The following is a 23,133-nucleotide window of genomic DNA, read 5'->3' as shown; positions in this document are numbered from 1 at the left end:
ACCGATCGTCAACCAGTTAACAATGTGACTTGAGTCCGCAGCCAGCGGTGCAGTGGGTCCTGATCGAGGCGGGGATGCCAGACCAGTCCGTAGCTGAAGGAATTGAGTTCTGCCGGCGCCTCCACGAGCCGGAGCCGCGGGTCTTCGGCGTACCGGACTGCGAGGCGGCGTGGCAGGGTGGCAATGAAGCGGGTGCCGGGCAGTGCTGCGGCGACCGCGCTGAAGTAAGGGACGCGGAGGACCGACGGGGGCTGCACGCCCAGCTCGGCGAGTCGCCGTTCGAGGATCATCGCCTCCTCGGCCAGAAAGACCGCACCGGCCTGCGGGTACGACGCCAGGTCCGCCAACGTGACGCGGTCGACCGGGTGATCGGCCGCGAGTAGGCAGACGAAGTCCTCGTCGAACAGGCGCAGCCAACTGAGGTTGGAGGCCGGGCGGAACGGGACGAACGCGAGGTCCACCCGGCCATGCTCGACATCGGCGACGGTTGCCGGGGACAGCGCCTCGATAGTCAGCGACAAGCTCGGCGCCTGCTGGAAGATCGCGGTGAAGAGCGGCTCGCCGTACAGGAGGGTGATGTAGTCGCTGCAGCTCAGGCGGACGAGGTCGGTTGCGGTGGCGGCATCGAAGGGCGGCCGGCCGAGGGCGTGGATCCGCGGCATCAGGTACTCGAGTTCGCGCTTCACCACTCGCGCCCGCGGCGTCAGTTCATAGGTGTTGGCCGTGCGCACCAACAGCTCGTCACCCAGTGCCCGCCGCAGCCTAGCCAGCGCGCGACTCATCGCCGACTGGGTCAGCTGCACCCGCGCGGCCGCCCGCGAGACGTGCCGCTCCTCGAGCAGAGCCTCCAGCGGGATCAGCAGGTTCAGGTCCAGCTCGCTGGTATGCATGCTGTGCATGGTAGCGATAGCAAACAGTCGTTGGACTCATGCCATTGGCGGTCGAACACTGAATTTGTGAACACCTCAGTGGAACGACTCCTCGATGGACTGGGCGGCCGCGACGCCGTCCTCGCGGCCCGCACCCAACGCACCCAGGCGACCGGCCAGCGGCTGCACCCCGGCTGGGGCGCGATGCCCGACCAGCCGGAGCTCGTCGCCGAGTTCAAGTTCGACCTGGTCGAAGACCTCAGCGAACCCCGGTATGAACTCGCGCTGACCGGCCCGACCCACCTGGTCCCGGTAGAGCTGTCCTACACCGAGACGAGCGACGGCACGAGCGGCTGGCTGACCGGGGTCGACTTCATGTTCGACCCGCGTCCGGTGGATCGGGCGATCCCGTCCTGGCGGGTCGCGGCCCGGCAACGTCACCTCGACCTCACCTCGGTACTGCGCCTTGCCCGCAAGGTGATCGCCGGTCCGGTGACCTCGCCCGCGGACGGCGTACTGGTTCTTGAAGACCTCACCATCCACCTCGCCGACGACGGCACCATCGCCACCGTCAGCGTGATCGAGGACCACTCCCCCAAGGGCGACTCGACCGTCGAGATCCACTTCAGCCGGTACGGCGCGGTCGGGCAACTGCGGTTGCCGTACCGGATGGAGATCACGGTCGACGGTGTCACCGTGCACGAGGAGACGCGGTTCCGGATGACGGTCTCCGACTCCGACGAGGCGGAATCCTTTGTGGTGAAGGAGTCTGGTGAGCAGGCCGACGCTGCGCAGCTCGCCTATGCGCGCCGGTCGACCGAGTGGATCATGACCTATGTCCTGTCCGGTGTGCGGTTCTACTTCGATCTGCAGACCGCGCCGGTGAAGACTCTCGACGTCGCGCCCGGGGTGAAGGTCGTGGTCGGTCCGAGTCACAACATCCTCGTGGTCGAGATGCCCGACCACATCGTCACCGTCGATGCGCCGATGTACTCGCGCTACACCAGCGCCGCCCTCGACGCCGTGCGGAACGCCTTCCCTGGCAAGCCCCTTCGGTACGCCGTCGCCACACACTTCCACTACGACCACATCGGCGGCATCCGCGAATTCGTTGCGGAAGGCAACGTCACGGTCGTCGCGGGCCGTCGTACCGTCGGCTTCTTCGAGCAGATCCTGCAGACCGATCACACGATCACCCCGGATCGGTTGCAGCAGGCACCGGTCCCGGTCCACGTCCAGGGCGTCGACGACAAGCTCGTCCTCCCGATGGCCGACGGCGGCAACCTCGAGATCCACCGCATCGTCACCGACCACTCCGACGACACCCTGATCGCCTACGCGAGTGGACCGAAGGTGCTCTTCGTCTCCGACCTCTGGAGCGCCACTCCGACGCCGCCCGAACCCTTCTCGTATCGCGGTCGGCTCCCGGTCCAACTGGTCGACGCCGTCACCCGGCTCGGCCTCGACGTCGAAACCGTCGCCACCGGTCACAACGGCGCCGGCGACACAACCGTGGCGCCGTACGAATATCTGCTGCGGACGGCTGGTGTGGCGAACGATTGACCCTGTGTCTGGACCTCGTGTGGCTTGCGATGCGGCCGGATTCGTACGGCGTTTGCTTGCTCGCCATTCCGTCTGCGGCCGGGGATGTGGGTTTGTGGTTGCTCGCCGCCGCGGCCGATTTACAGTGACGGGTGGCTGGCGCCCGGCGCGTGGCTAAGGGGGATGGTTCGGTCGGCGACCACGGTGGGCGTTGCCTGGGCTTCCGGGCTTTGGTTGCGGTCAGTAGCGACGAGGCCTGGAAAGTGACCCATTGTGGTGAATGCTCTCGCACAGGCCCCTCGCCCCCATCTTCATTTGATGGGTTCACCCATCAGGTTGTGGGCTCTGTACCCGCATGCGAGTCCAGAACCCACAAGCTCGTGGGGTAACCCATCAGATGGCAGGAGCCCGGGGGCGCTTGGGGGCCGGGGGGTACTGCCGCGCCTGGGATTCCTCGCTAATTGGTGGATTTTCGTCACCGAGTCCCCAAAACCCGCCAACTAACGCGATCCGACCCGCACCCCGGCCCGCCTGGCCCGCTAATTGGTGGATTTTCGTCACCGAGTCCCTAAAACTCACCAATTAGCGCGCCCCACCCGTGCTTGGGGGCCGGCTGCTCGTTATCGGTGAGTTTTTCGGCGCATGGGCCCGAAAGACTCACCGTCAGCGTGGAACAGGCCCGATGCTGGTCGTCCCCGCCCGCTGGGTGGAACATTTTGTGCAGATGGCGACCAGAAGTTTCCACTCGGCGCAGATCCTGGACCCAAGCCACAGCCCGGAGGCCCAAGCAACGGGCACGCGGTCACCGGCCGAACCATCCCCCTCAGCCACGCGCCCACGCCAACCACCCGCCACTGTAAATCGGCCGCAGCGGCGAGCAACCACAAGCCCACGTCCCCGGCCGCAGTCGGATCGACGAGCAGCCACCCCGCCGTACCGGCCCGGCCCGGCGGTGCTTGCCGGGCCGAGGTGGCGCGTTGTTAGCGGTGGGTGAACTTGGCGGGGCGCTTCTCGACGAACGCCGTCATACCTTCGGTGCGGTCGTCGAAGGCGAACGTGGCGTGAAAAGTGCGGCGTTCGAACAACAGACCTTCGGTGAGGGTCGTCTCGAAGGCCCGGTTCACGGCCTCCTTGGCGACGTACACCGCGGGCAGTGACATTTCGGCGATCTTCGCAGCGACGGCTGCTGCCTCCTCGAGGAGGCTTTCGGCTGGTACGACGCGTGACACCAGGCCGGCGCGTTCCGCTTCGTCGGCGCCGATCGTGCGACCGGTGAGGATCAGGTCCATCGCCTTGGCCTTGCCGATCGCGCGCGTCAGTCGCTGGGAACCGCCGATGCCGGGGATCACACCGAGCGTGATTTCCGGCTGGCCGAACTTGGCGTTGTCGGCGGCGATCAACACGTCGCACATCATCGCGAGCTCGCAACCGCCACCCAGCGCGTAACCACTGACCGCGGCGATCAACGGCGTACGGACGGCGGCGAGGCGGTCCCAGGCGGTGAACCAGTCGGACAGGAACATGTCCTGGTACGACTGCGCCTGCATCTCCTTGATGTCCGCACCCGCGGCGAACGCCCGCTCGGATCCGGTGATCACGACGGCGCCGACGCCCTGGTCGCGATCGAGCTCGGTCGCCGCGTCGACGACCTCGTTCATCAGTACGGCGTTCAGCGCGTTCAGCGCCTCGGGACGGTTCAGCGTGATGGTCGCGGTCCGCCCATCGCGGGTGACCAGGATGGTTTCGTAGTCGGTCATGATGCCGCCCGGATCTCGTTGATGATGGCAGAGAAGTCCAGCCCCGAACCGTTGCCATCGGCAAATTCCCGGAAGAGCCCGGCCGCGAGAGCGCCCATCGCCGCAGCCGTGCCGGTTCCTTCGGCGGCCTCGATCGCGAGGCCGAGGTCCTTCGCCATCAGTGGTGCCGCGAAACCGGGCTGGTACTCGCGGTTGGCCGGGCTGGTCGGCACCGGTCCTGGTACCGGACAGTTCGTAGTGAGCGCCCAGCACTGGCCGGACGCCGTCGACGTCACGTCGTACAGGGCCTGGTGGGTCAGGCCGAGCTTCTCCCCCAGCACGAACGCCTCGCTGACGCCGATCATCGAGATGCCGAGGATCAGGTTGTTGCAGATCTTCGCGGCCTGGCCGGCGCCCGGTTCGCCACAGTGCACGATCCGGCCGGCCATCGGCTCGAGGACCTCGCGGACGGCCTCCAGGTCCTCCGGGCGAGCGCCGACCATCAGCGTCAGCGTCCCCGCGGCAGCGCCGACCACCCCTCCGGAAACCGGCGCATCCAGAGCCCGGTGTCCGGCGGCTACGACAAGTTCAGCCGCGGCGCGGGCGTCCGCCACCGCGATCGTCGAACAGTCCACGAAAAGCGTTCCAGCAGGCGCAGCGGCCAACAGCCCGTCGGCACCCTGATACACATCGAGAACGTGACGGCCACTGGGCAGCATCGTCAACACCACCTGGGCTTCCACAACCGCCGCAGCAGCAGATGCGGCCACCTCGATGCCGGCCTCTTCGGCGGCAGCACGTGCAGCGGGAACCGGATCGAATCCGGTCACGCGATAGCCGGCCTTGACCAGGTTCGCGGCCATCGGACCGCCCATGTTTCCGAGGCCGATGAAGGCAACAACAGTCACTGGGCACTCTCCTCAGTCAGGCAAAGCTCGTCGTCGCCGAGCTGGGCGAAGTAGGCGGTGACGGACTCATCGGTGACGCCGTCGAACGTCGCCGGGGACCACCGCGGGTTGCGGTCCTTGTCGATCACCTGCGCCCGCACACCTTCGATGAAGTCGTGCGAACCGTGGAACCGCACCGACAGCCGATACTCCTGTTCGAGCGCAGCGGGCAACGACGGCAAGTCGGCCGCGGAGCGCAACGCTCGCAACGTCACCTTTAGCGAGGTCGGCGACTTCGTCAGCAGTACGGCGGCAGTCTCCCGCGCAGCCGGTACGTCGGAATCCGCCAGCCGGCTGTGGATCTTCACGAGATCGTCGCCCTCGTAGGCCTGGTCGATCCACTCCTGATCACCGGCCAGCGTGGACTCCGGCGCCGAAGCGGCGAACTCGGCAACGGCCGCTGCCGCATCCTTGACCGCCAACGCAGCAAGGAGATCCGGCAGCCGGTCGCTTGGCACGTACCAGTCGGCGAGGCCGACGGCGATGGCGTCGCCCGCTCGCACGGACCCGGCAGTCAGCGCCAGGTGTGTCCCCAGTTCACCCGGTGCGCGGGACAACAGATAGGTGCCGCCGACGTCAGGGAAGAAACCGATTCCGGTCTCTGGCATCCCGATCTTCGACCGTTCGGTGACCACGCGAATGCTCGCGTGCGCCGACAGGCCGATGCCGCCGCCGAGCACGATCCCGTCCATCACCGCGACGAACGGCTTCGGGTACTCCGCGATCTCCGCATCGAGCCGGTACTCGTCGGCCCAGAACTCCGTGGACGCCGTACCGCCGGCGATGCCGTCGTGGTAGATCGAGACGATGTCGCCACCTGCGCACAGGCCGCGCTCACCGCTGCCGGTGAGCACCACTGTCTCGACGTCGGGGTCAGCAGCCCACTCGTCGAGTACCCGGCGGATGATCGTCACCATCTCGTGGGTCAACGCATTGATGGCCTTCGGCCGGTTCAGGACGAGGTGACCCACCCGGCCGTCGCGGCGCACCAGGACGGGTGTGTCCTCGGGGGCGGTCATGCGGCCTCCTCGACGAGGGCACGTCCGATGATCAGTCGCATGATCTCGTTGGTTCCTTCCAGGATCTGGTGCACGCGCAGGTCGCGCACGACCTTCTCGATGCCGTACTCGCTCAGGTAGCCGTAACCGCCGTGCAGTTGCAGGGCCGAGTTCGCAACCGTGAACGCGGCGTCAGTGACGAATCGTTTCGCCATGGCGCAGACCTTCACAGCATCGGCACCCTGGTTGTCCAGCACACCGGCAGCATGCTGCAACAGACAGCGGGCAGCGTTCAGATCTGTGTCCATGTCCGCCAGCTGGAAAACCAACGCCTGCTGGCTGATCAGCGGTGCGCCGAAGGCCGACCGCGTCTGTAAATACCGGGTCGCCTGCTCGAGCGCCCACTGCGCTCCGCCCAGCGAACACGCGGCGATGTTCAGCCGCCCACCGTTCAGACCGCGCATCGCGATCCCGAACCCGTCGCCCTCTTCACCGAGCCGCTGCGCGACCGGAACGCGGACTCCCTCGAAGATCACCTGCCGGGTCGGCTGCGTGTTCCAGCCCATCTTCCGCTCGTTGGCACCGAACGACAGACCGGCCGCATCACCCGGCACGATGAACGCCGAGATCCCACGCGGACCCGGTCCACCGGTTCGCGCCATGACGACGTACACACTGGAGGATCCGGCCCCGGAGATGAACTGCTTCACCCCGTCGAGCACATACCCGTCTCCGTCGCGCCGCGCGGTGGTGCGCAGCGCCCCGGCATCCGAACCGGCTTCAGGCTCGGTCAGGCAGTAGCTTCCGAGGTCGGTCATCGCGGCCATCCCCGGAATCCAGCGCGCACGCTGTTCCGCCGTACCGGCCTTGTCGATCATCGAGGCGACCATGTTGTGGATCGACACATAGGCAGCGATCGCCGTGTCGCCCCGCGCCAGTTCCTCGAAGATCGTCACGGCCTCCAGCCGCCCGAGGCCGGAGCCCCCGACGTCCTCGCCGACGCAAATGCCACCGAGTCCGAGATCGCCGGCCCGGCGCAGCACGTCGACCGGGAAATGCTTGTCCTGATCCCACGTCACGGCGTGCGGCGCGAGCTCGCTCTCGGCGAACTTGCGGACCGCCGCCGCGATCGCCTCTAGCTCTTCAGTCATGAGAGGTCAGCTCATCGTCGGGATGACGAAGCTGGCGCCCTCTTTGGCACCCGAGGGCCAGCGCTGCGTGACGGTCTTGGTCTTGGTGTAGAAGCGGAACGAGTCCGGCCCGTGCTGGTTCAGGTCGCCGAATCCGGACCGCTTCCAGCCACCGAAGGTGTGGTACGCGATCGGTACCGGGATCGGCACGTTCACGCCGACCATGCCGACATCGACGCGCGCGGTGAAGTCACGCGCGGTGTCGCCGTCCCGCGTGTAGATCGAGACTCCGTTGCCATAGGCATGTTCCGTCGGCAGGCGCAGCGCGTCCTCGTAGTTCTCCGCGCGGGCGACCACCAGCACCGGCCCGAAGATCTCCTCATCGTAGATCCGCATGCCTTTGGTGACGCGGTCGAACAGCGTCGGGCCGAGGAAGAAGCCGGACTCGTGACCGGCCAGGCTGAAGTCGCGACCGTCGGCAAGCAGCTCCGCGCCTTCCTCGACACCGATCCCGATGTAGTCGAGTACCCGCTGCCGCGCCTCGGCCGTGACGAGCGGTCCGTAGTCCGACTTCTCGTCAAGACTGTGGCCGACGTTCAGATTGGCGATCCGTTCCTGCAGCTTGGCGACCAACGCATCCGCGGTCTCCTGCCCGACCGGTACGGCGACCGAGATCGCCATGCACCGTTCACCCGCTGAGCCGTAGCCGGCGCCGACGAGCGCATCTGCCGCATCGTCCAGATCCGCGTCCGGCATGATGATCATGTGGTTCTTCGCACCGCCGAAGCACTGCGCGCGCTTGCCGTTCGCGGCTGCGCTCTCATAGATGTACTGCGCGATCGGCGTGGAACCGACGAAGCCGACGGCCCGCACCCGCGGGTCCTCCAGCAGCGTGTCGACCGCTTCCTTGTCACCGTTCACGACGTTGAACACACCAGCCGGCAGACCGGCCTCGAGGAACAGTTCGGCGAGCCGCAGCGGGACCGACGGGTCGCGCTCGGACGGCTTCAGAACGAAGGCGTTGCCAGCAGCCAGCGCGGGTCCGGCCTTCCACAGCGGGATCATCGCCGGGAAGTTGAACGGCGTGATGCCGGCCACGACACCGAGCGGCTGGCGCAGCGAGTAGACGTCGATCCCAGTCCCGACGCCGGTGCTGAACTCCCCCTTGAGCAGATGCGGACCACCGGCGGCGAACTCGATCACCTCGAGGCCGCGCTGGATGTCGCCCTTGGCGTCCGCGACCGTCTTACCGTGCTCACTCGACAGCGTCCGGGCCAGCGACTCCATGTCGCGGTTGACCAGATCGAGGAATCGCAGCAGCACGCGCGCGCGGCGCTGCGGGTTCCAGGCGGCCCACTCGAGCTGTGCCTGCTCGGCGTTGTCGATCGCCGCGACAACCTCGGCCTTGCTCGCCAGCGGTACCCGCGCCTGCACGGTGCCCTGGTTGGGATCGAAGACGTCCGCGAAGCGGCCCGACGTCCCCTCGATGTGCCGACCTGCCACGAAGTGACTCAGCTCGTTGACCAACGTCTCGCTCCCACGCCTCATGACCGCCACGAAGGACGGCCTCACGATTTAGGCTCGCCTAACAATTTAGTTTGGCGTGCGACAAATTAGCTGGACGTCCTACTACTTTCCTAGGGCGTGGATCACAGACCCGGAAGCTCCCGCGAGCTCCGCACCGAAACCGAGTAGCCGGGCAGGGTCCGCGGCTTCAGCCAGGCCGGCTGAGGCCGCGGACCGCAGCGGTCGCGCACACCACGGTGATCACGGCGGCGCCGGCAAAGGCAGCCAGCAGTTGCCCAACAGGCGCGTAGCCGAGAACGAGCTCGCGCGCCGCGGTGATGGTGTGCGAGACCGGGTTCAGCGTGACGACGTGACGCAACCAGCCAGGCAGCCCTGCCTCGGGGACGAAGGCGTTCGAGGCGACGATCAGCGGAAAGGTGATGGTGCCGGAGATCGCTTGGACCAGTTCGGTATGACGGAGCTGACAGGCCAGCGCGATGAAGATCCAGCCGAGTCCCGTACTGACCGCGGTCGAGACGAGCACCGCGGCCGCCGTACCGAGGATGCCGCCCGGCGGGTCGAAACCGAGGACGACTGCGGCGAAGACGGACAGCACGGTCAGCTGGAGGAGCATCCGGACCAGACCGGCCAGGCTGTGCGCGACGAGCACCGATCCCGGCCAGATCGCCATCGTCCGGAGCCGGTTGATCAGGCCGTTCCGCATGTCCTGGAGCAACGTGATGATTAGGCCCAGCGCCGATTGCAGCGCCGTGGTGATCATGATCGCCGGTACGACGAAATCGACGTAGCGGGTTCCGGCCGGGAAGCTGATCGTCGTAGACAGGCTGCCGAGCAGCTGACTGAGCACACTCACGAGCAGGATCGGTCCCAGCAACGTCACGATCAACGTGCGGGGCTCCAACACCACAGTGCGCAGCGAGCGTCCGGACAGGGCGAGGATCTGAACGCCGATCCCGGCCGGATCCACGCGCAGCGGCGTCCTCACGATGGGACGCGGCGCGGTAGTGACGGTCATCGGGCCTCCCCCAGGGTGGCGAACACGTCGTCCAGACTCGGCTCGGCGACCTCCAGCCGTTCGGCCTCGATCCCGAGGTCGTCGAGCGCGCGCACGACCTGAACGATCGTGGCCGACGACGCGTCCACGACCGTCAGCTCGGCAGATTCGTTGCGTTGGGCAACATCCAGCCCGCGCCCCGCGAGCTGCTCGAGGACGCGCCCGACCGGCGCGCCTGGTGGCAACCGCACCACGATCGCGCGACGACCGACCTGTTGTTTCAGATCCGCCGGCGTCCCACCGGCGACCACCCGGCCGCCCGCCAGGACGACGATCCGGTCGGACAGCTGGTCGGCCTCTTCCAGGTACTGCGTGGTCAGCAGGATCGTCGTGCCCAGCTGCGCGAGGTGCGCGACCTGGTCCCAGACCGCGCGCCGGCTGGCCGGATCGAGTCCGGTGGTCGGCTCGTCGAGGAACAGTACGGCGGGCGCGGTGACGAGACTCGCCGCGAGATCGAGCCGGCGCCGCATTCCACCGGAGTAGGTCCGGACCCGCCGATCCGCCGCCTGGGTGAGACCGAACTGCTCCAGCAGCTCCCCCGCTCGCACCCGCGCGGCCCGTCGTCCGATCCCACTGAGTCTGCCCAGCAGAACCAGGTTCCCGACCCCGGACAACGTGTCATCGACGGTGGCGAACTGCCCGGTCAGCCCGATCGAGCGTCGTACCCGGGCAGGCGACCGGACGACATCCGCACCCGCGACCCGCGCGGTCCCCGCCGTCGGCCGGACCAAGGTCGACAGGATCTCGACGAGGGTCGTCTTCCCGGCACCGTTGTGACCGATGAGCCCGAGCACCTGACCGGCCGCGACCGTCAGGTCGACCGACGACAGCGCGAGCGTGTCGCCGTACCGTTTGCTCAGCTGCTCGACCTCGATCACGGCTCACACCGTCGAGTGCCGGCGCAGGAGCAGCCGGACGAAGTCGTTGTAGTAGCGGATGACAAGGAAGGCGAGCAGCAGGCCGAGCGCGACCGCGGGCAGCACCAACTGCAGGTTCTGCAGCAACGGAACAGCCGGTACGACGGCGCCGGCCACCGCGACCACGAGGAACACCAGGTTCCGGCCGACCATCGCGGCACTCATGATCGCGCCGCGTCCACCGAAGCAGCGGCACTCGGCGAAGATCCCGGCCCGGACCGACCGGATCACGACGCCCGTGAACAGCAGCAACATCAGCCCACCCACGACGAACCCGAGCCGAGGTGCGATCGGCGAGACCAGCAACGCCGCAGCCAGCCCCTCACCACCGACGACGATCCCGGCGAGGATCGCGGCCGCCCGTGCGGACTTCAACCGGGCCAGCCCTTGCACCGACTGCGCGAACCCCCGAAACCCGTTCTTGGTCAAGGCTTTTCCGGTGAACGCAGTCACGAAGACCAGCGCCAGGAACGCCCGGGCAGCCACCTCGATGAAGTCAGCCATGCTGTCCTCCTCGCGGCGGCACCTCGATGAGCTTGCGGAACTGCTTCACGTCGGCGAGCTCACCGACCGGCTGGCCGTCGACCTCGACCCACGCGTGAGCGCGGAACGGCTCGGTCAGTGCACCTGTGCACCAGTTCGGCCAGGTGCCGGACAGCCGGCAGCGCAAGGCCGTCGCGACCGAGCGCGGCAAGCAGCCTTGACCCGCGCACGTCACGCTCACCGCGACGACGGCCGAGCGTGCGCCGTACGCGTCGGTCCCGGTCGCGGGCCGCGCGCCGATCCGCAGGATCGACATCACCCGGCGCAGCCTGGCCGGCCGCAACCTGATCAGCGCGAACGCCACCGCGACACAGACCCGGCCGAGCATCCGGTCCCAGCGACCGACCGGGATGCCGTGTTCGAGCGTCACCTGCATCGTCATGGCCGCAGCACCCCCGTCTGCTCGAACGACGTCATCAGCTGACCGACGTCGGCGGCGATCCGCTCGGACGCGTCCGGGTACGACGCCTGCAGCGTGGCGATCAGTTCGTCCGGGCTCTTTCCGTCGAGAATCCCGTGCAGGACGGTCGCGCCCGTGCGGTTCAAGGTCAGGTAGCTGCCGGACTTCTCGTTGAGCAGCACCATCCCTTCATCGGTGTCGGTCCAACTCATTCCGGGCGCCAGCGTGTACTTCATCCCAGACCTCCTTGGCGGGTCAGCTGTTGGTTGTTCCGTACGGCGCGGCCGCCGACCGTGCGCAACCAGGACTCGACGGCGAGCGTGCTGATCAACGGCATGAACGCGAACGACGTCTGCGGCGGCCGGATCACCAGGTCTCGCAGCCGGTCCGCGTCGACCAGGCCGCGGCGAGCCAGCTCCAGGTCGGCACACAACTCGAGCAGCTGCGGACGCATCCGCCGGACCCCGGCGTACACGTCGGCGCTGTACTCCGATTTCGTCCGCCGCGTCCGGAACTCGTCGGGAACCGCGCCCCGCACAGCCTCGGCCAGCAACGGCTTGTACCGGTCCGGCATCGCGACGTCCCACGCGCTGACCGAGCACGCAGCCTCGATCACGGCGTCATCGATCATCGGCGCGTGCCAGGCGACTCCGCTGCGCTCGGTCCACCGCGACACCCGCCGGATCGTGTCGCCGCACAACCGCACGTCCTGCAGCAGCGCGTGCACCCAGCGGTGCTTGGACATCGGCTGTGGCTGCGCGTCCGCAGCTCGATGCAGTTGCCGGCGAGCGCCCTCGATGCCGTCCGGGGTGGCCCAGACGGGCATCCGGTAGCCGATCCCCCAGCCGAACTCGGGCTTGCGCAGGTACTGCTCGATCGGGGTGTCGACCAGGGACGCCGTACGACGGAGTCCGCCGGCGAACGTCTCGGATCGGTTCAGCTCGGTGAAGGTCTCGCGCCACGGCCACCGATGCACCGCCCGATACGCCTTCACATACGGCAGGGCTCGCAGCGGCTGATCCTTCAACGCCGGAAGGAAGAGCTGCGTCGCTGTGTAGAGCTCGTCACCGCCGTGCCCGGTGAGGTGCAGCTTCGATCCACGCGACGCGAGCAACTCGGCCTGATACCGCAGCTTGCCGCGCGTGCGGATCCAGGCGAACGGCCCTTCCAGCTCGCCATGACCGTCGAGATCGGAGAACCAGGCGGGCGCGTCTTGCAGGCTCATTACCTGATGTACGCCGGACAACTGCTGCGCGGCGCGTGCGGCCCACAACTGGTCCTCGTCGGCCGGGTTCGCAGCCTCCCAGCTCGTCAGCGCGATCCCGCGCTGATGCCGTCCGGCGAGAAAGCTCAGCGACGTGGAGTCGAGCCCACCAGACAGGTCCGCGCTCAGGTCGGTGTGAGCGGCGCGCACCCGGACGGCCTCGGCAAGTGCCTCGCCGGTCGAGGTCGCGGCTTGTGCGAGTGAGAGTTCAGGCTCCGGCGGCGACCACCACCTTGTACGGCGTGCCTGTCCGGAGCGATCCCAGTCGAGCCGCTCGCCCATCGGGACGGTCGCGATCCCCCGCCACAACGGTTGGTCGATGAACGGCCAGGGCGTCCACGGCGCCAGCAACCGGAGCGGGATCGCGTCGTCGTCAACGGTCGCGCCGGTCAGCTGGATCAGCGGTTCGGGGTCATCCGCCGCGATGTCGATGCCGTCGTACCGGACGACGAACAGCTGCCGGGTCGACGAGAGCGTTCCCTGTGCACGCACCAGACCGTCCATCGAGAGCAGGACGTGCCGGTCGCCCGGGAAGCGGCGCGCCAGCGCGTCGGCGGCGGCCGGTGTGGACAGCCGATCGAGTTCGCCCTGGACGTCGGCGGGCGCCTCGGTGACGCCGACGGTCACCAGGCATCGGTTCCGGCCGCGGTGGACGGTCAGTGCCTTGGCAGGAAGCTGCCCCACCAGCCACGGCCGGCCGCTGCCGGGGTGAGAGTGGACCTGGGCGTCGGCCGGCCAGTCGAGGGATTCGGCCAGCCGCGACGCTGTCGCATGGTCGGGCAAGATCAGAAAAGTCATCGCCGGCCCCCGGAAGTGGTCTACCGGGCGATTTACGAAGCAATGACTCCGCAATCGCCGAGAGAAATTCAGGTGGACGGGGTGCCGGCCCGGGAATCGGTACCGGCACCCCACTGTGCCTAGGTTCCGCAACCTGCTGTGCTGAACTGGATCAGCACAGCATGACGCAGCTCCAGTCGGCTTCGAAGCCCCAGCTCGGACGGCCCAGGGTCACCTCGGCGAAGCTGCCGACCTCAGTCAGCATGGGCGGCTCGTAAGCAAGCATGATTGCCTCCAGAACGCGATTCGCGATGAGACCAATTGACAGGATTGCCAATCAGCGACTTCGAGAACCACCCTAGGCAGCGGCCGCTGCGGAATCCGTTCGGAAATCTTTCGGGGCCCTTTCACATCGCTTTCACTCCTGATCGCATCCCTTTTGCCGGCCCCTTTCGCGTGTTGTAGTGGAACGGTGATCGCGAGTCATCAAGCCTGAGGAGAAAGCGATGCCGGTGCAATTGTCAGTGCTGGATACGGCGCCCATCTGGCAGGGCCAGCGGCCCGCCGACGCACTGCACGACTCGGTGCGGCTCGCGGTCGAGGCCGACTCGCTCGGCCTGCACCGGTACTGGGTGGCCGAGCACCACAACGCACCCTTCATCGCGAGCTGCGCTCCACCTGTCCTGGTCGCGGCGATCGCCGCCCGGACGTCACGGATCCGAGTCGGTTCCGGCGGTGTGATGCTGCCCAACCACGCGCCGCTCGTGGTCGCCGAACAGTTCGGGACCCTGGAGTCGCTGCATCCGGGCCGCATCGATCTCGGCGTCGGCCGGGCACCCGGCACCGACCCCACGACCGCAGCGGCGCTGCATCGCCGGCCGGGCGCGGAGTTCGAGCCGCTGGTCGAGGAGCTGTCCGACCTGCTGCTGCGCGGTGCGGGCGGCGCGGTGATGGGCGACATCAGCGGTACGACGATCCAAGCGGTACCGGCGACCGGATCCCGGCCCAGCCTGTGGGTCCTGGGCGCGAGCCCCGGCAGCGGCGTACTGGCGGGGCGGCTCGGCGTACCGTTCGCGTACGCCTATCACGTCCGGCCGGTCGGCGCGGCGGAGTCGATCGCCGCCTATCGGGAGTCGTTCCGTCCGACCGCGTGGTCGACGGAACCCTGGGCGGCATTGTCGGCATCCGCGATCGTCGCCGAGACCTCCGCTGCGGCCGAGCATCTCGCCGGACCGACCCGGGTGGTTGTCGCAGAGCTGCTCCGGGGCAGGCGGAACGGGCCGAATCTGCCGCCCGCCGAAGCCGCGTCGTACCGGTTCGATCCGCGCGAGAAGCTGGCGGTCAGCCAGCACCTGCGGACTCATCTGATCGGCGACGTCAGCGCGGTTCGCGACCAGGTCAGTGAGCTGGTCACAGCGACCGGGTGCCAGGAAATCCTGGCGCTGACACTGATTCAGGACGTGGCCGCGCGGACGGCGTCGTACCGGCTGCTCAACGAGGCACTGTCGGTGGTGCCGGCCAAAGCGTGACGTCGCAGCTGCGGAAGTGAAGCACTCTGGCGGCTGCGGCCGCCTGACTCTGGGGAGAGTGAATTCGTGTCACGTGCGGCAATAACGAAAGACCTGGACTGTCGGGTCCTCGGTCCACTCCAGGTGATGATCGGCGGCCGGCGAGTGAAGGTCCCAGCCGGCAAGAACGGCATCCTGCTCGCGATCCTGCTGGTGCGGGTCGGTGAGCTCGTCTCCACCGACGAAATGATCGACCGGCTCTGGGGCGAAGAGCTGCCGCAGCGGCCGAAGTCCGCGCTGCAGACCAGGATCACGCGGGTCCGGCACGCGCTGGATCGCGGCCGGCCCGGGCTCGGTCAGGTCGTGCGCAGCGAGTCCGGCGGCTACGAGATCGCCATTGAACCGGATCAGGTCGACCTGATCCGGTTCCGGCAGTTGGCCGAGCGGCACCCGGCCCTGTGCCCACTCGACGAATCCGAGCGACTCCGCCAGGCGCTCGAGCTCGTCCACGGCCAGATCCTGTGTGATGTCCGGGGTCCGGCGCTCGAGGCGGACATCATTCCCGGTCTCGAGGAGGAACTGCTGCTGGCCCGGGAACGCCGCTGCGAGTTGGAGATCGCGCTCGGCCGGCATCGTGAGCTGGTGTCCGAGCTGCGCGGGCTGGTCGGCCGGCACACGTTCCGCGAACGGTTCTGGCTGCAGCTCATGACGTGCCTGTACAAGTCGGACCGGCAGACCGAGGCGCTGGAGGCGTACTGCGAGATCGACCGGCGGCTGCGTCAGGAGGTCGGGGTCGATCCGTGCGCGGAGCTCCGCGCACTCCACGCCCGCATTCTGCGGAACACGGCAGTCCAGGTGGCCTGACATGCGCAAGCATCCGCTGCGGATGGTGCTCGGCCGCTTCGCCACCGGCGTCACGATCGTGACGGCGGCCGGCGACAGCGGCCCGATCGGACTGACCGCGAACTCGTTCACGAGCGTCTCGCTCGACCCGGCGATCGTGCTGGTCTGTCTCGACGCCTGCTCCCGCAGCGGCCAGGCCATCACCCGGTGCGACTCGTTCGTGGTCAACTTCCTGCGGCGTGATCAGCGGCGGCTGAGCGAGACGTTCGCCCGGCCCGGGCCGGACCGGTTCGCCGGACTGCCCACCCGCCCCGGCCGCGCGGGCGCACCGGTGATCGAGGGCAGCCTCGGGCATGTCGACTGCCGGGTCGACGAGACGCTCGTCCGCGGCGATCACCTCGTGCTGTTCGGCGCGGTCCTCGAAGCCGCGGTGACGCCGGAAGCGGTCGACGACGACCCGCTGATCTTCTACGCCGGCCAGTATCTGTAGCTCATCCTTTCGGTGGGCGCGCCGGTTTCGCGGTTGCCGTAGGGTGGTACTCGAACGACCTGTTCAACGTTCTCGTTGTCGTGACCGGCGCCTAGACCCGCGGCGGAACTGCCCGCGCGGACTGAGCTGATCCCTGACTACCGGCTCTTCAGCCCTCATGATTCGAGGACACCATGGTTTCCAGCGGGAATGTACTCACGCGTACCCAGAAACAGACCCAGGGCAGTGATTTCGCGCCGTTGCTGCGGGAGATCAAGGCCGCCGGGTTGCTGGAACGCCGTACCGGGGAGTACTTGATCGGCATCGCGGCCAACCTCCTCTGCCTGGGCGCTGTCGTCGCCGGACTGATCCTGCTCGGTAACTCGTGGCTCGTGTTGCTGCTGGCGATTCCGGCCGGGATCTTCAGCACCCGGGCCGCGTTCTTCGGCCATGACGCCGGTCACCAGCAGATCGGCAGTTCACGCAAGCTGCACGACTGGATCGGTCAGCTGCACGCGAATCTGCTGCTGGGCATGAGCTACGGCTGGTGGAACGACAAGCACAACCGGCACCACGCCAACCCGAACCACACGGACAAGGACCCGGACGTCGCCGCCGGCGTTCTGGTCTGGACCCTTGCGCAGGCCGAAGGCCGCCAGGGTCTGTACGGCTGGCTGAGCCGCAACCAGGCACGCATCTTCTTCCCGCTGTTGAGCCTCGAAGGCTTCAGCCTGAAGGTGTCCGGCATCACCTACCTGCTCACACACCGGCCGCGCCGTGGCGCCGTCGTCGAGCTCGGCCTGATCGTCGCGCACCTGACCATCTACTTCGGCGGTCTGCTGCTGATCATGTCGCCGCAGAAGGCGCTCGTTTTCGCCGTACTGCACCACGTGCTGTTCGGTCTGCACCTCGGCAGCGTCTTCGCGCCGAACCACAAGGGCATGGAGATGCCCGACTGCGAGACCAAGTGGGGCCACCTGGAGAAGCAGGTCCGCACGTCGCGCAACGTCAACGGCAACGTCGTCACCGACTGGATGATGGGCGGCCTGAACTACCAGATCGAGCACCACCTCTTCCCGAGCATGCCGCGCGCCAACCTGCGCCGTGCCCAGGGCGCCGTCCGCGCGTACTGCGAGCGTGTCGGTGTGCCGTACCTCTCGACCAGCATCATCGCGTCGTACGCCCAGGGCCTGCGACACATGCACGAAGTCGGCCGCCAGCTCCGCGCACCGGCGGCGGCGCCGACCTCGTGAACGGGCGGGTCGCCCTGGACCGGCTGGACCACCTCGATCTGCCTGCGCATATCGAGGTCTGGGCCCAGGGTTCCTGGCACCCGGCCTGGCTGATCGCGTCCGATCACAAGGACGACGGGTGGTACGGACTCGTGCAGTACGAGGCCGCCTCCGGCCCGGAGACGACCGAGTGGGTTAGCGTGGATCGCATCGCCCCGGCCGGCGACCTGCCACCTTCCCACTGAGCCGAGGCGATCTGAACCGTGGCGTCACCGCGTGTGCGTCAGATCCTGTTCGAGGTGCTCACCGACCCCCCGGGCCGGATCAGCAGCGCGGCAGATGTGATGCAACGACTCTGTACGGCGCTCATCACCGTCCTGCCGATCGACGGAGCCTCGATCGCGCTGATGACGTCAGCCGGTCACGCGGGTCTGCTGGCTGCCAGCGACGCGGCCGCCGCCACCATGGAGGACTTGCAACAGACCCTTGGCGAGGGTCCGTGCCTCGACGCATCGCGCAGTGGGCGGCCAGTGCTGTTACCCGATCTGGTCGGACCCGGCCGCTGGCCGGCCTTCGTGGCCTCGGCCACCGAGGCGGGGATCGCGGCCGTGTTCGCGTTCCCGCTCCAGGTCGGCGCGATCCAGCTCGGCGTACTGGATCTGTACCGCCGCAGCACCGGTTCGCTGGACACCCTCGAACTCGCGGAGGCGCTCGACTTCGCCGCCGCGACCACCACGATCCTGCTGGATCTCCAGTACGGCGCTCCTGACGGGCAACTGCACCCGCTGTTGGCCGACGCGGCCAATGGGCACCGGGAGATCCACCAGGCGACCGGGATGATCTCGGTCCAGGCAGCCATCGGCCTGAACGAGGCCCTGCTGCTCTTGCGGGCCCGGGCGTACGCGACCGAACGCCCGCTGATCGATGTCGCCGCCGATGTGGTGCGCCGCCTGCTGACCTTCTCCCCCGACAGGACGCATGATGAACAAGCGTGACCAGGAAAGGAAGCAGCCATGACCAGGGAGCAACGACTGGCGCGGGTCTTCGTAGAGCTCGCGGACACGCTCGTCGACGATTTCGACATGATCGATCTGCTGCACCAGCTGTGCGATCGCAGCGTCGAGCTGCTCGCGGCCGATGCGGCTGGGTTGATCCTGGCCGATCAGCACGGCCGGCTGCAGGTGATGGCCTCGACCACGGAAGAGGCCCGGCTGCTGGAGCTGTTCGTCCTGCAGAACGAAGAAGGTCCTTGTCTGGACTGCTACACGACCGGCGAGCAGGTCGTGAACGTCGAGCTCGACGCGATCGGGCGCCGCTGGCCACGGTTCCAGGCCGCCGGCATCGCAGCGGGCTACCACGCCACCCACGCCCTGCCGATGCGGCTGCGCGGACAGGTCATCGGCACCCTGAACCTGTTCTGTCTGCAACCGTCGACGCTGACCGACGTCGACATCGACCTGGGCCAGGCGCTCTGCGACATCGCGACCATCGCCCTCCTCCAGGAGCGCACGATCCGCTCCGGCGAGATCCTCGCCGAACAACTGCAGGGCGCCCTGAACAGCCGGATCGTGATCGAACAGGCCAAGGGTGTCCTGGTCGCCAGCGCCGAGATCCCCCTCGACGCTGCCTTCGCTCTGCTGCGCGACTACTCCCGCCGCCACAACCTGCGCCTCGCCGATGTCGCTCACCAGGTCGCCAACCAGACCCTCGCCGCCACGGACCTCGCAGCATCGACCTGATAGACACCCTGCGGCGACCTGATGTTGCTCTTCCTGATCAGCGCCACCCTTCGGTCCTGGTGACACGGGGAGGCATGATATGCGCATGGACCAGTTGGCTCGCCCTTACGAGCCCCGCACAGCACCGCCGGACGAGGACAGGACGTTCGGTGCGGACGCCTTCGCGCGTCTCGCCGTCGAGCTGCACGACGCCGACGGGATGGACGAGACGGTCGAGGCCGTCGTCCAGTTCGCGCTGCAGGCCGAAGCCTGTTCGTACGCCGGGGTCGCCCTGGTGATCCGTGGCAGCCGCGAGATCGCGGCCGTGACCGATCCGATGGTCGCCGAGGTGTACCAGATGCAGTTCGACCTCGGTGAGGGTCCGATGCTGACCGCGCTCAGCGAGGGCATCGCCGTACAGGTCGGGGATATTGCGTCCGAGACTCGCTGGCCGGGATGGGCAGCCCGGATGGCGCAGTACCCGATCGGCTCGGTCCTGCATACGCCGATGTGGGCGAATGCGCAGCTGATCGGCGTGCTGTCGCTGTACAACACGGGGCCGAACGCGTTCAGCGCCGACGACGAGGCGGTCGCCCACATCCTGGCCCGGCACGCGTCGGTCGCCGTCGCCTCGACCCGGGACGACGAGACGATGGCCGCCGCCGTGGACGCCCGCAAGCTGGTCGGTCAGGCGATGGGCATCCTGATGGAGCGGTTCGATCTCGACGACACCCGCGCCTTCGAGATCCTGAAGCGGTACTCCCAGCAGAACAACATCAAGCTGCGCGACGTCGCCCAAGAGCTGATCGACACCCGCAAGCTGCGCGGATCCTACGGTGAGTGACGAGCTCACTGCCGTCCGACTCGCGCCACAACGCGATGTGCCCCGGGCGCCGCGGCGCAGCTCAGGAAGCCAGGTAGCGCGCCCAGTACTCGATCCGCGGCTCATGCGCGTGCAGCTCGAACTGCTCCCCGGACGCCAGCACCAGTACGACGACTGACTCCGGCTCGGCGGGCTCGACGACACAGGACGCCACGTGGCGGAGGTCGACCGGAACCACCTCCAGCAGCGCCCCGGGCCGGCTGCTGAGCAGGTCGGGCAGGAAGAAGGACCGCTCGGTGGTCAGGATCAGGAAGCCGTGGTCGTGCTCGCGGTCGCGCTGGATCGCCCAGACCAGATCGGTCACCAGCTCGGTGTCACTGAGGACCTCGACCACGTCGAGATGCTGCGCAGCCAGCTCTTCACTGCTCACCCCGTCCGCGCGGGTTGCACCGGTCAACAGATCGGCCAGGTTCCGGCCGTGGTTGCGCACCACCGCAGCCTGCTCCGGCCGGTCGAGCTGCTCGAGCAGGTCGGCGATCCGTTCCATCAGCTCGAGCGGCTTGCCCTCCACCCGATCAGCCCAGCCGTGATCGCGGGACGCCTGCAGCTGAGCGCGGTACGCCTCCAGCGCCGCCGGCTTGTCGTCCAGCTCTGCGTTGATCTCGCCCAGTTGCGCATACCGGTCGTACAAGTCGCGGTCCGGCGTACCGTGCTCGATCGAGGACTCGTATGCCTGCCGCGCCCCGGCGAGGTCACCGAGCGCCCGGAGGTGCCACCCCAACCGCGCAGCGGCATCGGCAGCCACCTCCGGCGATCGCTCCATCAACGACCGGCAGACCGCGGCTCCGCGCCGGTCGCTGAGCCGGGGCGTGAGAGACAAGATGCGGTTGGCAACGGATGCCGAGAGGTGCATCTTGCGAGACTACGCCACGGCTGCGCAACGCTGGACGGCCTTCTGCAAAAGACCGTCCAGCGCCGGTTTCGACGTACTCGGTCCGTCCGGGGTTCCGTCTCACGAATCCCCGTAGACTCCGGACAATGAACGGACTCCAGCGGCTGATCGCCAAGTTGGGCACCACCAAGGCGTTCGCCGGAGTGGGCCAGGCTCTGACCCGCGTGGACGAGCGGCTGCTCCGCCGGACCAACGGGCGGTTCGGCGTCGGCTCGTCGATCGGCCTGCGGACGTTGCTGCTCACCTCGACCGGTCGCCGCAGTGGTCAGCCCCGCCAGGTCCCACTCCTGTACGTCGAACGCGACGGCGCCTTCATCGTGATCGGGTCGAACTGGGGCGGCGAGAACCACCCGGCCTGGTCAGCCAACCTGATCGACCAGCCCGAGGCCACCGCCACCGTCCGCGGCCGCACCCTTCCGGTCCACGCCCGCCTCCTCACCGGCGACGAGCGCCAGACCACGTGGGACGCGGTAGCGGCGTACTGGCCGGCCTACAACACCTACGCCACCCGCGCCCCGAACCGCGAGATCCGCGTCTTCCGCCTGGAAGTCAGCCCAGCTTGAGCGTGGTCGCCACCGTCTTGCCGTCGCGGTAGGTGACCCGAACCGGAACCGGCTGGGTGCCCTCGAACTCGTACCCAGGTACCCAGAAGGCGAAGTACCCGTTCATGACCGTGGCCCTCACGATCCCACGGGTCGGGCTGGTGTAGGTCATCGCGACGATGTCGGAGCCGGACCGGCCCATGGCCGTCGTCACGTAACCCATCGAGCCACCACCACCGGCGCCCATCCCGGAGACCGAGAGCTCGCGCGGACCGACCGGCGGGCGGCCGGGGCCGCCGACCGAGCCGAAGCCGCCGCCGTGCGGGCCGGACTTGACGTTCGTCATACAGGTGGCCTCGAACTGGTCAGGCCCGGTCAGGATGACCAATGCCCAGTCCCCGCGCCGCTCGGCCATCGCCGCGTCGGTCTGCGCGAGCTGACTGTTGCTCGTCCCGGCGCCTTTCAACGACTTCCGGCATTCGGCGATGGCCTTGGCGTGCTCCTGGGCCGACATACCGGACGGTTGCGCCGTCCAGCCCGCATAGGCGTCGCCATTCGGCAGCGGTCCGCCTTCCCGAGGCAGTAGGACCACTGCGGCCGCGATCCCCACCGCAGCGACGGCCACCACGGCCCGGACCACCGGTCGACGGTAGCGCTGCGGACGACCGCCGTACGACAGGTCTGTGGCGAGGATGCGCCCGAGCGACGCCTGGGCGCGCGGGCTGTGGGGATCGGGATCGCGGGTTGCCGGGTCGAGGGCTTTCAGGGCGGCGAACTCGTCGAGATCTTTCATGAGGGTTGCCTTTCCGTGACAGGTGCAGCCGTGGGACGGTGACCGAGGAGACCGCGCAGGGCATTGCGCGCCCGGGACAGCCGCAGCCGGTAGGCGACGCCCGTGATGCCGAGCACCGCCGCCGCCTCGCGACCCGGGAGGTCGTCGATCACCGCCAGAGCAAGCGCCTCCTGATGGACGGCTGACAGCCGCTCCCACGCGCGCGCCAGATCGACCTGCCGTGCCACGAGTTCGCTGTCGTCCGGCAACGACGTACTGGAGACTTCGGCCAGCCGCACCGCCACCGCCCGCTGCCGCCGAGCACCCCGATGACTGTTCAGAATCGTGTTCCGCACGATCCCGAACAATCACGCCCGCGCATCAACGAGCTGTTCCGGCGCCTCGTCCAGCCGCCGCCAAGCGGCCAGGAACGCCTCCGCGACCGTGTCCTCGGCCTGAGCCTCCGGCACCCGCCGCTGCGCGAACCGCACAAGATCCGCATACGTGGCCTCGTACAAGGCCACGAACCGCTCCTCCGGTTGCTTGCTCATACCCCTACTTGTCCATCAC

Annotated in this window: 27 protein-coding genes; 10 read left to right on the top strand and 17 right to left on the bottom strand. The window is 68.1% G+C overall.

Going from position 1 to position 23,133, the window contains the following annotated elements; translation table 11 throughout:
* Positions 1-8: 8 nt before the first annotated feature.
* Positions 9-890: a LysR family transcriptional regulator gene (locus ACFVWG_RS36650; RefSeq protein WP_391548085.1), complete on the bottom strand. Its 882-nt coding sequence runs from the start codon at positions 888-890 to the stop codon at positions 9-11.
* A 66-nt stretch (positions 891-956) separates the two neighbouring features.
* On the opposite strand from ACFVWG_RS36650, the gene ACFVWG_RS36645 reads away from it, so the two are divergent.
* Positions 957-2,432, top strand: a complete 1,476-nt coding sequence (locus ACFVWG_RS36645) for an MBL fold metallo-hydrolase (protein ID WP_391548084.1) — start codon at positions 957-959, stop codon at positions 2,430-2,432.
* Between the two features lie 959 nt (positions 2,433-3,391).
* Here the strand turns inward: ACFVWG_RS36645 and ACFVWG_RS36640 are convergent.
* From ACFVWG_RS36640 to ACFVWG_RS36585, 12 genes are all read right to left on the bottom strand, one after another.
* A complete protein-coding gene (locus ACFVWG_RS36640; RefSeq protein WP_391548083.1) occupies positions 3,392-4,168 on the bottom strand; it encodes an enoyl-CoA hydratase in 777 nt (258 codons plus the stop codon).
* Positions 4,165-5,055 carry a 3-hydroxyisobutyrate dehydrogenase gene (gene mmsB, locus ACFVWG_RS36635; RefSeq protein WP_391548082.1) on the bottom strand — a complete coding sequence of 297 codons (891 nt, stop codon included), beginning with the start codon at positions 5,053-5,055 and terminating at the stop codon, positions 4,165-4,167. The genes ACFVWG_RS36640 and mmsB overlap by 4 nt, the downstream gene beginning before the upstream one ends.
* Positions 5,052-6,113 (bottom strand): enoyl-CoA hydratase/isomerase family protein, encoded by a 1,062-nt coding sequence (locus ACFVWG_RS36630; RefSeq protein ID WP_391548081.1) that lies wholly within the window; start codon positions 6,111-6,113, stop codon positions 5,052-5,054. The genes mmsB and ACFVWG_RS36630 overlap by 4 nt, the downstream gene beginning before the upstream one ends.
* Positions 6,110-7,243, bottom strand: a complete 1,134-nt coding sequence (locus ACFVWG_RS36625) for an acyl-CoA dehydrogenase family protein (protein ID WP_391548080.1) — start codon at positions 7,241-7,243, stop codon at positions 6,110-6,112. Before ACFVWG_RS36625 ends, ACFVWG_RS36630 begins: the two co-directional genes overlap by 4 nt.
* Before the next feature lie 6 nt (positions 7,244-7,249).
* A complete protein-coding gene (locus tag ACFVWG_RS36620; protein ID WP_391548079.1) occupies positions 7,250-8,770 on the bottom strand; it encodes a CoA-acylating methylmalonate-semialdehyde dehydrogenase in 1,521 nt (506 codons plus the stop codon).
* Between the two features lie 166 nt (positions 8,771-8,936).
* The gene (locus ACFVWG_RS36615) at positions 8,937-9,764 is read right to left on the bottom strand and encodes an ABC transporter permease (protein WP_391548078.1); all 828 of its coding nucleotides are present in this window, start codon (positions 9,762-9,764) and stop codon (positions 8,937-8,939) included.
* Positions 9,761-10,681: an ATP-binding cassette domain-containing protein gene (locus ACFVWG_RS36610; RefSeq protein WP_391548077.1), complete on the bottom strand. Its 921-nt coding sequence runs from the start codon at positions 10,679-10,681 to the stop codon at positions 9,761-9,763. The genes ACFVWG_RS36615 and ACFVWG_RS36610 overlap by 4 nt, the downstream gene beginning before the upstream one ends.
* 3 nt (positions 10,682-10,684) lie before the next feature.
* Positions 10,685-11,224, bottom strand: coding sequence for a MauE/DoxX family redox-associated membrane protein (locus tag ACFVWG_RS36605; RefSeq protein WP_391548076.1), 540 nt, complete (start codon positions 11,222-11,224; stop codon positions 10,685-10,687).
* Positions 11,217-11,645, bottom strand: coding sequence for a lasso peptide biosynthesis B2 protein (locus ACFVWG_RS36600; protein WP_391548075.1), 429 nt, complete (start codon positions 11,643-11,645; stop codon positions 11,217-11,219). Before ACFVWG_RS36600 ends, ACFVWG_RS36605 begins: the two co-directional genes overlap by 8 nt.
* Entirely contained in the window at positions 11,642-11,899 is a 258-nt protein-coding gene (locus ACFVWG_RS36595) for a lasso peptide biosynthesis PqqD family chaperone (protein ID WP_391548074.1), read from the bottom strand. The genes ACFVWG_RS36600 and ACFVWG_RS36595 overlap by 4 nt, the downstream gene beginning before the upstream one ends.
* Entirely contained in the window at positions 11,896-13,725 is a 1,830-nt protein-coding gene (locus ACFVWG_RS36590; protein ID WP_391548073.1) for an asparagine synthase-related protein, read from the bottom strand. The genes ACFVWG_RS36595 and ACFVWG_RS36590 overlap by 4 nt, the downstream gene beginning before the upstream one ends.
* 151 nt (positions 13,726-13,876) lie before the next feature.
* Positions 13,877-13,990: a lasso RiPP family leader peptide-containing protein gene (locus ACFVWG_RS36585; RefSeq protein ID WP_391548072.1), complete on the bottom strand. Its 114-nt coding sequence runs from the start codon at positions 13,988-13,990 to the stop codon at positions 13,877-13,879.
* Between the two features lie 220 nt (positions 13,991-14,210).
* On the opposite strand from ACFVWG_RS36585, the gene ACFVWG_RS36580 reads away from it, so the two are divergent.
* The 8 genes from ACFVWG_RS36580 to ACFVWG_RS36545 all read left to right on the top strand — a co-directional run bounded on the left by ACFVWG_RS36580 (position 14,211) and on the right by ACFVWG_RS36545 (position 20,318).
* Positions 14,211-15,233: an LLM class flavin-dependent oxidoreductase gene (locus tag ACFVWG_RS36580; protein ID WP_391548071.1), complete on the top strand. Its 1,023-nt coding sequence runs from the start codon at positions 14,211-14,213 to the stop codon at positions 15,231-15,233.
* Positions 15,234-15,359: 126 nt separating this feature from the next.
* Positions 15,360-16,076, top strand: coding sequence for a BTAD domain-containing putative transcriptional regulator (locus ACFVWG_RS36575; RefSeq protein WP_391548070.1), 717 nt, complete (start codon positions 15,360-15,362; stop codon positions 16,074-16,076).
* 1 nt (position 16,077) lies between these two features.
* A complete protein-coding gene (locus ACFVWG_RS36570; RefSeq protein WP_391548069.1) occupies positions 16,078-16,545 on the top strand; it encodes a flavin reductase family protein in 468 nt (155 codons plus the stop codon).
* A gap of 173 nt (positions 16,546-16,718) precedes the next feature.
* The gene (locus ACFVWG_RS36565; protein ID WP_391548068.1) at positions 16,719-17,777 is read left to right on the top strand and encodes a fatty acid desaturase family protein; all 1,059 of its coding nucleotides are present in this window, start codon (positions 16,719-16,721) and stop codon (positions 17,775-17,777) included.
* Positions 17,774-18,001, top strand: a complete 228-nt coding sequence (locus tag ACFVWG_RS36560; protein WP_391548067.1) for a hypothetical protein — start codon at positions 17,774-17,776, stop codon at positions 17,999-18,001. The genes ACFVWG_RS36565 and ACFVWG_RS36560 overlap by 4 nt, the downstream gene beginning before the upstream one ends.
* A 33-nt stretch (positions 18,002-18,034) precedes the next feature.
* Positions 18,035-18,751 carry a GAF and ANTAR domain-containing protein gene (locus ACFVWG_RS36555; RefSeq protein WP_391548066.1) on the top strand — a complete coding sequence of 239 codons (717 nt, stop codon included), beginning with the start codon at positions 18,035-18,037 and terminating at the stop codon, positions 18,749-18,751.
* A gap of 18 nt (positions 18,752-18,769) precedes the next feature.
* Complete coding sequence (locus tag ACFVWG_RS36550) at positions 18,770-19,495, top strand: GAF and ANTAR domain-containing protein (protein WP_391548065.1); 726 nt, start codon at positions 18,770-18,772, stop codon at positions 19,493-19,495.
* Between the two features lie 85 nt (positions 19,496-19,580).
* Positions 19,581-20,318 carry a GAF and ANTAR domain-containing protein gene (locus tag ACFVWG_RS36545; protein WP_391548064.1) on the top strand — a complete coding sequence of 246 codons (738 nt, stop codon included), beginning with the start codon at positions 19,581-19,583 and terminating at the stop codon, positions 20,316-20,318.
* A gap of 61 nt (positions 20,319-20,379) precedes the next feature.
* On the opposite strand, the gene ACFVWG_RS36540 is transcribed toward ACFVWG_RS36545, so the two are convergent.
* Positions 20,380-21,210 carry a tetratricopeptide repeat protein gene (locus tag ACFVWG_RS36540; RefSeq protein WP_391548063.1) on the bottom strand — a complete coding sequence of 277 codons (831 nt, stop codon included), beginning with the start codon at positions 21,208-21,210 and terminating at the stop codon, positions 20,380-20,382.
* 125 nt (positions 21,211-21,335) lie between these two features.
* On the opposite strand from ACFVWG_RS36540, the gene ACFVWG_RS36535 reads away from it, so the two are divergent.
* Positions 21,336-21,812, top strand: a complete 477-nt coding sequence (locus ACFVWG_RS36535; RefSeq protein WP_391548062.1) for a nitroreductase family deazaflavin-dependent oxidoreductase — start codon at positions 21,336-21,338, stop codon at positions 21,810-21,812.
* On the opposite strand, the gene ACFVWG_RS36530 is transcribed toward ACFVWG_RS36535, so the two are convergent.
* From ACFVWG_RS36530 to ACFVWG_RS36520, 3 genes are read right to left on the bottom strand one after another with little or no spacing between them, the layout of a single operon-like run.
* Positions 21,799-22,584: a hypothetical protein gene (locus tag ACFVWG_RS36530; RefSeq protein WP_391548061.1), complete on the bottom strand. Its 786-nt coding sequence runs from the start codon at positions 22,582-22,584 to the stop codon at positions 21,799-21,801. The genes ACFVWG_RS36535 and ACFVWG_RS36530 overlap by 14 nt on opposite strands.
* Positions 22,581-22,919 carry an RNA polymerase sigma factor gene (locus ACFVWG_RS36525; protein ID WP_391548060.1) on the bottom strand — a complete coding sequence of 113 codons (339 nt, stop codon included), beginning with the start codon at positions 22,917-22,919 and terminating at the stop codon, positions 22,581-22,583. Before ACFVWG_RS36525 ends, ACFVWG_RS36530 begins: the two co-directional genes overlap by 4 nt.
* A 12-nt stretch (positions 22,920-22,931) precedes the next feature.
* On the bottom strand, positions 22,932-23,114 hold the full coding sequence (locus ACFVWG_RS36520) for a sigma factor (RefSeq protein ID WP_391548059.1): 183 nt from the start codon (positions 23,112-23,114) through the stop codon (positions 22,932-22,934).
* Positions 23,115-23,133: the final 19 nt, after the last annotated feature.

The organism is Kribbella sp. NPDC058245 (genome assembly GCF_042882005.1).
GTDB lineage: Bacteria > Actinomycetota > Actinomycetes > Propionibacteriales > Kribbellaceae > Kribbella.
This window is presented reverse-complemented; position numbering and strand designations above follow the sequence as displayed.

Excerpts from the sequence above, each read along its gene's own strand:
- ACFVWG_RS36650 (WP_391548085.1), bottom strand. The coding sequence starts at position 890 with ATGCATACCAGCGAGCTGGACCTGAACCTGCTGATCCCGCTGGAGGCT.
- ACFVWG_RS36640 (WP_391548083.1), bottom strand. The coding sequence starts at position 4,168 with ATGACCGACTACGAAACCATCCTGGTCACCCGCGATGGGCGGACCGCG.
- ACFVWG_RS36630 (WP_391548081.1), bottom strand. The coding sequence starts at position 6,113 with ATGACCGCCCCCGAGGACACACCCGTCCTGGTGCGCCGCGACGGCCGG.
- ACFVWG_RS36625 (WP_391548080.1), bottom strand. The coding sequence starts at position 7,243 with ATGACTGAAGAGCTAGAGGCGATCGCGGCGGCGGTCCGCAAGTTCGCC.
- ACFVWG_RS36620 (WP_391548079.1), bottom strand. The coding sequence starts at position 8,770 with ATGAGGCGTGGGAGCGAGACGTTGGTCAACGAGCTGAGTCACTTCGTG.
- ACFVWG_RS36615 (WP_391548078.1), bottom strand. The coding sequence starts at position 9,764 with ATGACCGTCACTACCGCGCCGCGTCCCATCGTGAGGACGCCGCTGCGC.
- ACFVWG_RS36605 (WP_391548076.1), bottom strand. The coding sequence starts at position 11,224 with ATGGCTGACTTCATCGAGGTGGCTGCCCGGGCGTTCCTGGCGCTGGTC.
- ACFVWG_RS36600 (WP_391548075.1), bottom strand. The coding sequence starts at position 11,645 with ATGACGATGCAGGTGACGCTCGAACACGGCATCCCGGTCGGTCGCTGG.
- ACFVWG_RS36595 (WP_391548074.1), bottom strand. The coding sequence starts at position 11,899 with ATGAAGTACACGCTGGCGCCCGGAATGAGTTGGACCGACACCGATGAA.
- ACFVWG_RS36590 (WP_391548073.1), bottom strand. The coding sequence starts at position 13,725 with ATGACTTTTCTGATCTTGCCCGACCATGCGACAGCGTCGCGGCTGGCC.
- ACFVWG_RS36585 (WP_391548072.1), bottom strand. The coding sequence starts at position 13,990 with ATGCTTGCTTACGAGCCGCCCATGCTGACTGAGGTCGGCAGCTTCGCC.
- ACFVWG_RS36580 (WP_391548071.1), top strand. The coding sequence starts at position 14,211 with ATGCCGGTGCAATTGTCAGTGCTGGATACGGCGCCCATCTGGCAGGGC.
- ACFVWG_RS36575 (WP_391548070.1), top strand. The coding sequence starts at position 15,360 with ATGATCGGCGGCCGGCGAGTGAAGGTCCCAGCCGGCAAGAACGGCATC.
- ACFVWG_RS36570 (WP_391548069.1), top strand. The coding sequence starts at position 16,078 with ATGCGCAAGCATCCGCTGCGGATGGTGCTCGGCCGCTTCGCCACCGGC.
- ACFVWG_RS36565 (WP_391548068.1), top strand. The coding sequence starts at position 16,719 with ATGGTTTCCAGCGGGAATGTACTCACGCGTACCCAGAAACAGACCCAG.
- ACFVWG_RS36550 (WP_391548065.1), top strand. The coding sequence starts at position 18,770 with ATGACCAGGGAGCAACGACTGGCGCGGGTCTTCGTAGAGCTCGCGGAC.
- ACFVWG_RS36545 (WP_391548064.1), top strand. The coding sequence starts at position 19,581 with ATGGACCAGTTGGCTCGCCCTTACGAGCCCCGCACAGCACCGCCGGAC.
- ACFVWG_RS36540 (WP_391548063.1), bottom strand. The coding sequence starts at position 21,210 with ATGCACCTCTCGGCATCCGTTGCCAACCGCATCTTGTCTCTCACGCCC.
- ACFVWG_RS36535 (WP_391548062.1), top strand. The coding sequence starts at position 21,336 with ATGAACGGACTCCAGCGGCTGATCGCCAAGTTGGGCACCACCAAGGCG.
- ACFVWG_RS36530 (WP_391548061.1), bottom strand. The coding sequence starts at position 22,584 with ATGAAAGATCTCGACGAGTTCGCCGCCCTGAAAGCCCTCGACCCGGCA.
- ACFVWG_RS36520 (WP_391548059.1), bottom strand. The coding sequence starts at position 23,114 with ATGAGCAAGCAACCGGAGGAGCGGTTCGTGGCCTTGTACGAGGCCACG.